The sequence below is a fragment of the Actinomycetota bacterium genome, assembly GCA_009923495.1.
In the GTDB taxonomy this organism is placed as follows: Bacteria; Actinomycetota; Actinomycetes; order S36-B12; family UBA5976; genus UBA5976.
On the sequence record RFTJ01000028.1, the window covers coordinates 1 to 7,434 of the forward strand.

The 7,434-nt window shown below is 50.9% G+C and carries 7 protein-coding genes; all 7 read left to right on the plus strand.

Annotation, left to right across the window (positions count from 1 at the left end):
- Nucleotides 1-2 precede the first annotated feature (2 nt).
- Complete coding sequence (locus EBS36_07005) at nucleotides 3-1,253, plus strand: PBSX family phage terminase large subunit (protein ID NBU32894.1); 1,251 nt, start codon at nucleotides 3-5, stop codon at nucleotides 1,251-1,253.
- 18 nt (nucleotides 1,254-1,271) lie between these two features.
- Nucleotides 1,272-3,398, plus strand: coding sequence for a hypothetical protein (locus EBS36_07010; GenBank protein NBU32895.1), 2,127 nt, complete (start codon nucleotides 1,272-1,274; stop codon nucleotides 3,396-3,398).
- 79 nt (nucleotides 3,399-3,477) lie between these two features.
- Nucleotides 3,478-4,392 (plus strand): hypothetical protein, encoded by a 915-nt coding sequence (locus tag EBS36_07015; GenBank protein ID NBU32896.1) that lies wholly within the window; start codon nucleotides 3,478-3,480, stop codon nucleotides 4,390-4,392.
- 25 nt (nucleotides 4,393-4,417) lie between these two features.
- Nucleotides 4,418-5,665 (plus strand): hypothetical protein, encoded by a 1,248-nt coding sequence (locus EBS36_07020; protein NBU32897.1) that lies wholly within the window; start codon nucleotides 4,418-4,420, stop codon nucleotides 5,663-5,665.
- A 21-nt stretch (nucleotides 5,666-5,686) separates the two neighbouring features.
- Entirely contained in the window at nucleotides 5,687-6,109 is a 423-nt protein-coding gene (locus EBS36_07025) for a hypothetical protein (GenBank protein NBU32898.1), read from the plus strand.
- 88 nt (nucleotides 6,110-6,197) lie between these two features.
- A complete protein-coding gene (locus EBS36_07030) occupies nucleotides 6,198-6,461 on the plus strand; it encodes a hypothetical protein (protein ID NBU32899.1) in 264 nt (87 codons plus the stop codon).
- A 3-nt stretch (nucleotides 6,462-6,464) separates the two neighbouring features.
- Nucleotides 6,465-7,434 (plus strand): hypothetical protein (locus tag EBS36_07035; GenBank protein NBU32900.1); only part of this gene is annotated, 970 nt, incomplete at its 3' end.

Genomic DNA, 7,434 nt, shown 5'->3' on the forward strand with positions numbered 1-7,434 from the left:
CTATTGCAAGGGCAGAATTCCCTGTAAAGCTGGAAGGTCTGTTTAGGAAAAGCCGTTACAAAGTGGCTTATGGCGGCAGGGGCGGGGCTAAATCTTGGGGCATAGCTAGGGCGTTGCTTATCCTGGGGGCAAAGAATCCCATTCGCATCTTGTGCGCCCGTGAGTTTATGACCTCCATGCGGGATTCGGTGCATAAGCTGTTGTGCGACCAAATTGAAAGCCTGGGCTTGCTGGGGTTCTACGAGATTACCCAGGCCAGCATTCGGGGCAAAAACGGCACAGAATTCAGCTTTGTTGGCCTCAAAAACAACATTGCAAATGTAAAAAGCTATGAAGGTGTTTCAATCTGTTGGGTCGAGGAGGCACAAACGGTCAGTCGCCTGTCATGGAATGTGCTGATTCCTACCATTCGTGCCGAGGGTAGTGAAATATGGATTTCGTTTAACCCTGAGTTGGAAACAGACGAGACTTACCAGCGGTTTGTGGCAAACCCCCCAGAGGATTGCATCACCATGCGGGTGAACTGGAGTGACAACCCTTGGTTTCCCGAAACCCTGCGCTTGGAAAAGGATGCGCTAAAGCAAAGAGACGAGGAAGCCTACAACCAAGTCTGGGAAGGTTTGTGCCGCCAGACCGTGGACGGGGCAATCTTTGCCAAGGAAATGCAACAGGCCGAGAAGGATGGGCGCATCATCAAAGTGCCTTACGATGCAACCAAACCCGTTCATGCTGTGTTCGACCTGGGTTGGTCGGACAGCACCGCCATCTGGTTCTTGCAGTTTGTGGGGATGGAAACAAGGCTAATCCGCTACATTGAGGATAGCCAGAAAACCATCAGCTATTACCTTGCCACGATGCAAACCTATGGTTATGTGTACGATACCATTTGGTTGCCCCATGACGCTGAATCCAAGACCTTGGCAGCCGCTGGGCGGTCGATTGATGACATTGTGAGGGCGGCAGGGTACAAGACCACCATCCTGCCCAGAGTGCCGATTCTGGACTCTATCAATGCCGCAAGGACGATATTCCCGAACTGTTACTTTGACCGCGAACACACCGCAGATGGGTTGGCTTGTTTGCGTCATTACCGCTACGAGGTTGACCCAGACACGGGGCAATTCAGCCGAAACCCTCTGCATGACCATTATTCCCACGGGGCAGACGCATTCCGCTACATTGCCCTCATGATCAAAGAACCACCCAAACGCAAGAAACAAATGGTTGCTATGGCGGGAAGTTGGATGGGATAATTACCCAAAGGGGTTTATATGGCATACCAAGACGAAGATAACGCAAAAGACAAGATTTCAGAGGCGATCAAGTTCTGGCGCTTGGTCAATGATTCGGATTCCACAAACCGAGCCGAGGCGCTAAACGACATTAAGTTTGCTGCTGGTGACCAATGGCCCGTTGAGATTCAGAATAGCCGCAATTTAGAAAGCCGCCCTTGCCTGACGATCAATAAGATCGATGCGTACATCCGACAGGTTACCAACCAACAGCGTCAGCAGCGCCCACGCATCAAAGTTCACCCCGTCAACAACCTTGCCGACTATAAAATCGCCCAAGTTATTGAGGGCATCACCCGTCATATTGAGGTTAATTCCAGCGCAGACAGCGCTTATGACACCGCCTTTGACTACGCTGTCAGAATGGGCTGGGGCTACTGGCGCATAAATTACAAATATGTAAGGGAAGATTCTTTTGATCAAGAAATCTACATTGATGCGATTGACAACCCTTTTACTGTTTATTTTGACCCCAACAGCATCAGGCCAGATGGTTCGGATGCCGAGCGTTGTTTGATCACGACCATCTTGGACAAGAAGATTTTTAGGGAAATGTACCCAGGTGCAAACGATGGCGCTAACTTTCAGCAAAGAAGCACAGGGGATGACACCGCCGCCTGGGTGACCAAAGAGGATATTAGGATTGCTGAGTATTTTTGGATTGAGCGCGAAAGGGCCAAGCTGTATTTGCTGAGTGACGGCACTTCTTCATTTGGGGACAGTGCTGGATTCTTTGCGCGAGTTGAGGCCGCAGGTTTGACTGTGGTAGACGAGCGTGAATCCTTCCGCAAGGCCGTTAAATGGGCCAAGATGACCGCATTGGAAGTGCTTGAGGAAAAGACCTGGGCGGGGAAATATATCCCCGTTGTGCCTTGCTATGGGGCGCAAGTCATTGTGGATGACAAGCGCAAGAAATACGGGCTGGTACGGTTTGCAAAAGACCCCCAGCGGATGTACAACTTCTGGCGCACCAGCATGACCGAGAGCATTGCCCTTGCGCCTAAAGCCAAATGGGTGATGGCAGAGGGTCAAGATGAGGGTCATGAAAACGAATGGGCAATGGCTAACATCAAGTCAATGCCTGTGCTGAGATACAAGCAAAAAGACATTGAAGGCGTACCAGCGCCAGCGCCCCAGCGATTGCAACCCGAGCCGCCACCATCAGGGATTATGGAAGCAGCAGGGGCAATTTCTAACGATTTGCAGATGGTGCTAGGAGTTCTTGACCCTAACCAATTGCCAAGCGGGAATATCTCAGGCAAGGCATTGGCAGGGCAACAGAATCAGGTTGATCTGTCTAACTTCCACTTTTACGACAATTTGACCCGTTCCATTGCTCAAACTGGGCGCATCATTCTTGACCTGATTCCAAAGATTTACGACACACAACGGGTGATGCGGATTATTGGTTCGGATGGTCAGCCCGACATGACCACCATCAACGAGACCAACGAAATTGGCGAGGTTTTGAACGATGTAACCGTTGGTGAATACGATGTGGTGATGGACACAGGCCCAGGATTCCAGACCAAGCGCCAGCAAGCGGTTGAATCCATGATGCCATTGCTGACGGGCAATCAGGAATTGTTCAATATTGCAGGGGATTTGGTATTCAGAAACATGGATTTCCCAGGTGCAGATGTAATTGCTGACCGCCTTGCCGCTATGAACCCGATGGCAAACATTGACGAAAAATCCGATATACCGCCTGAGGCCCAGATGCGTTTGGCGCAGTCTGAGCAGATGATTCAGCAACTACAACAGCAGTTGCAAGCGGCTGGGTTGGAGATCAACAACAGGGCGCAAGTGGCCCAAATCAAAGAAGAAGGCGCAACCAAGCGCAAGCTGATGGAAGTGACCGCCAAGGCGCATAACACCGAAACAATGGCAGAGGTTCGGGTCAATGACCAAAACACCCGCAGCATTACCAGCCAGAACAAAACCGAAATTGATGCCTTGGTCAAAATCCTGCTGGCAAGAATGTCACCTGACCAATTGATGGGCGAGATTGAGCGATTGAACGCCGAACAGGGCCAATATGCTCAGTTTGCCGCCCAAGATATTAGCCAAGGTGCTAGTCCTTTTATTCAAGGAATGCCACAGTAATTGACATTGACATGATTTCGGGTAATATCGCCCCAAACCTTACCAGTTGGGTCAACTGGGTAAATTCTTGGAGTAATCCATGTCCGAAGTGCAAGAAGCACCAAAAGTTGCCGCTAGTGTGGTGACAAGTGAAAATTTAGCTGAGTTCAACGCCAAGAAGATGGGTTTAGCTGACAAAGCGCCTGTTGAGGCTGTGGTTGAGAAAACTCCCACAGAGCCGACAGAAACGCAAAGCCAGAGTGAGCCGCTTGGGGAAGATGAAGCGACAGCGACAGAGGAAAGAAAACGCAATCCAAAGTTGGAATTGAGGTTTGAAAAGATAACTAAGCAACGCGAAGAAGCAAGGCAAGAAGCCAAGCGGGAACGGGAAGCGCGGGAATCTTTAGAGGCCAAAGTTAGGGAATTAGAAGGTCGGGCAAAGCCGCAAGCGGAAACCCAACCAACTGGTGAACCCAAGCCAGAGAATTTCTCCGATATGTACGAATACGCCAAGGCGTTAACAGATTATCGGGTTGAACAAAGGTTAGGCGAGGAAAAGCAGAAGGACGCACAGGCGAAACAGCAAGCCGAACGGGAAAAGGTTATTAGTGCCTGGACTGATCGGGTTAAAGCTGCCAAGTCTGAGATGCCTGATTTTGACGATATGGTTGGTTCTGCTGACGTTGTTGTGAGCAACGAAGTGCGGGACGCAATCTTTGAATCAGATGTAGGCCCAAGAATTCTGTATCACCTTGCCGAGAATCCCGAGTTTGCAGAGAAACTCTCAGGCATGACGGTGGCATCGGCTTTGAGAAGCATTGGAAAGCTAGAAGCCCAGTTTGAAAAGACTGAGCCAACATCTAAGACTGTCGTTGGGAAAAGTAAAGCGCCAGCGCCGATTAACCCAATCAGATCGGCGGCAAACGGCAGAGATGTGCCCCTTACCAGCGATGGTAAATTTGAAGGGTCATATCAAGCCTACAAAGCCGCACGAATGGCAGGGCGAATCCGCTAAATCCATCTTTTTTTAAGGAAATGAAATGAGCAACAATCTGCTTACCATCTCCATGATCACCAACGAAGCGTTGATGGTCTTGGAAAACGAATTGACCTTCTCCTCTGAAGTTGACCGCAATTATGACGATCAATTTGCCGTTAGCGGCGCAAAGATCGGTAACACCCTAAACGTTCGCCGTCCTGGTCGTTTCATTGGAACTACTGGCCCAGCATTGAACGTTGAGGATTTCAACGAGACTTCTGTGCCTGTCACTTTGTCAACACAGTTCCACGTTGATACCCAGTTCACCACGCAAGATTTGGCTTTGTCATTGGACGCATTCTCTGACCGTGTGCTGAAACCCGCTGTGGCTGCTGTTGCCAACAAGATCGACTTTGACGGTCTGACGATGGCAAAGAACAGCACTGCCAACATCGTTGGTACGGCTGGCACTCCCCCAACCTCCTTGCTCACCTACTTGACCGCTGGTGCGTATCTGGACGCTGAGGGCGCACCCCGTGATGGTCGCCGTTCTTGCATTGTTGAGCCTTTCACGGGCGCAACCATTGTGGACAGCCTAAAGGGGTTGTTTGTTCCATCCGACATCATTGCCAAGCAATACCAAAAAGGCATGATGGGGAAAGACAGCGCTGGAATGTCGTGGAAAATGGATCAAAACGTTGTGAACCAGACGTTTGGGTCTTATTCCACTGCTACCCTGGCTTGCGATACGGCAACGGCAACTGGCTTTTTGTCAACTGGTTGGGCCTCAACGTCCACCATTGCACTGACTGCCACCACCGCCACCGCTGGTTTGCAACAAGGCGATGTCATCCAGATCGCTAACATTTACGCTGTCAACCCCCAAAACCGTAGCGCATACGGTTCGGGCAAGTTGCGTAATTTTGTTGTGACCACCGCTGTGACTGTTGCCACTTCTGGGACTACCTCTGTGACCGTCAGCCCCGCTGTCATCACAGGCGGTCAGTTCCAAAACGTGACTGTGACCAGCACCAGCGCTTCCGCCGTTGTGACTCCGTTTAATAAAACTGGAGTAGTAAGTCCGCAGAACATTGTAATGCATAAGAATGCATACACGTTAGCGACCGCTGACTTAGAATTGCCAGACGGGGTGGTCTTTGCTGGTCGCGCAAGCGACAAGGAACTGGGACTGTCAATGCGTGTCGTGCGTCAGTACACCATCAATAACGACTCTATCCCCACCCGTGTGGATGTTTTGTACGGCTGGGCCCCTTTGTATCCCGAACTCGCTTGCCGAGTTGCAGCTTAATTAACGTAAAGGAAACCTATCATGGCAAATCCAGGCGCAGCCACTACCGTCACCAACCACCCGAGCAATCTGGCAACTAATCAGGCTTTGCGCTTGATTGCCTCTGCTCAATCGGTTGACCTTAACACCGTTGGCGACACCATCGCACCAATCTTGGTTGCTGGTCGAGTTAGCGTTCAAAGCATCATCGTGACCAACGCATCGGTCAGCTTGACCACGGCACAACTTGCCGTGTACACAGGCGCTGGCGCTACGGGCACAACCGTTAAATCGGCATATGCTTTGTCGGGTAACACCGCCGCATCGACTGTTGTTGTGACCGCAGCAACTTCAACTGCTGCAATCACTTCAACGCCGTTGTATCTGCGTTGTACTACCGCCCAAGGCGCTGCCGCAACCGCTGACATTTTTGTCTACGGCTACGACCTAACCTTTTTGCCTTAAAACGGCATGAACTAAGTGAAAGGGCCGCCCTCAAAAGGGGTGGCTTTTTCTCTTTTGAAGCATATAATTTGAAAAGAAAGGCCAAACCATGTCTAATTTTGCACAGATTTCTGCAACCACAACGGTCAAAAACCAAGCTGGGAAAGTGAAAGGCATTTTTGTTAGCGCCGCATCATCCACCCCCACACTTACGATTTACGACACCCAGACAACCAGCACCACTTATAAAGTAATTGACACGTTCACACCTGTGAGCGCCACAAATTACAATTTTTATGATGGCATCAACACCGAGGATGGGATTTATGTCGTGATTAGCGGCACAGTGAGTTGCACCGTTTATTACGAGTAAGCCATGACCACAGCGGTCACCCAGACCACTAACTTTGTCCCAGTTCAAGGGGTGTTTGCCCCTGAACCGACCTATGCCCTCCAGTATTTTGTTGGCCCTGCTGGAACGCCGTTCTATGGCCCTGCAAATGCCACATTTACGAACATCAGCACAATAACGGGCACGATCACCACAACCCCAACTGGCGACACAGACATTGCGAATAAGGGATATGTGGATTCGGTGGCGCAGGGGTTGGATGTAAAAGCATCGTGCGTGTATTCAACCACCAACAACATAACGCTGTCGGGCTTGGCGGTACAGGCAGGGGGCGATTGGGTTGCCACGCTGACCGCTGGAAACAGGATTTTGGTCAAAGATCAGACATCAAGCCAATTCAACGGTATTTATGTGGCGGCATCAGGCACTTGGGCGCGATCTGCCGACATGAATGTTTGGGCAGAAGTTCCATCTGCTTTCACGTTTATTGAATCTGGCACAACCCTAGCAGATACGGGGTGGGTTTGCACGTCTAACCAAGGCGGCACAATTGATGTGACCGCGATCAATTGGTCGCAATTCTCAGGCGCTGGGTCTTATTTGGCGGGTACGGGATTGACCCTAACGGGCAACACGTTCAGCATCACCAGCACAGGGGTGACTGCGGCGGCGTATGGGTCGGCATCATCTGTCGGGACTTTTACGGTCAATGCCCAGGGTCAATTGACTTTAGCGGGAAGCACCAGCATCGCCATTTCGGGCACTCAGATCACCAGCGGCACGATTGACAGCGCCAGATTGTCGGGTAGTTATTCTGGCATCACGGGTTTGGGGACATTGACCAACTTGACGGTGACCAACACCATCACGGGGTCGGTATCTGGCAACGCTGGCACGGCAACATCTGCAACCAATATTGCAGGGGGCACGGTTGGGGCGGTTGTCTATCAAAGCGGTTCTGGCGCAACGGCCTTTTTGAGTGCTGGCACAAATG

What these genes read in the sequence shown, in the direction of transcription:
- EBS36_07015 (NBU32896.1), top strand. Translation starts at nt 3,478, where the DNA reads ATGTCCGAAGTGCAAGAAGCACCAAAAGTTGCCGCTAGTGTGGTGACA.
- EBS36_07030 (NBU32899.1), top strand. Translation starts at nt 6,198, where the DNA reads ATGTCTAATTTTGCACAGATTTCTGCAACCACAACGGTCAAAAACCAA.
- EBS36_07010 (NBU32895.1), top strand. Translation starts at nt 1,272, where the DNA reads ATGGCATACCAAGACGAAGATAACGCAAAAGACAAGATTTCAGAGGCG.
- EBS36_07025 (NBU32898.1), top strand. Translation starts at nt 5,687, where the DNA reads ATGGCAAATCCAGGCGCAGCCACTACCGTCACCAACCACCCGAGCAAT.
- EBS36_07020 (NBU32897.1), top strand. Translation starts at nt 4,418, where the DNA reads ATGAGCAACAATCTGCTTACCATCTCCATGATCACCAACGAAGCGTTG.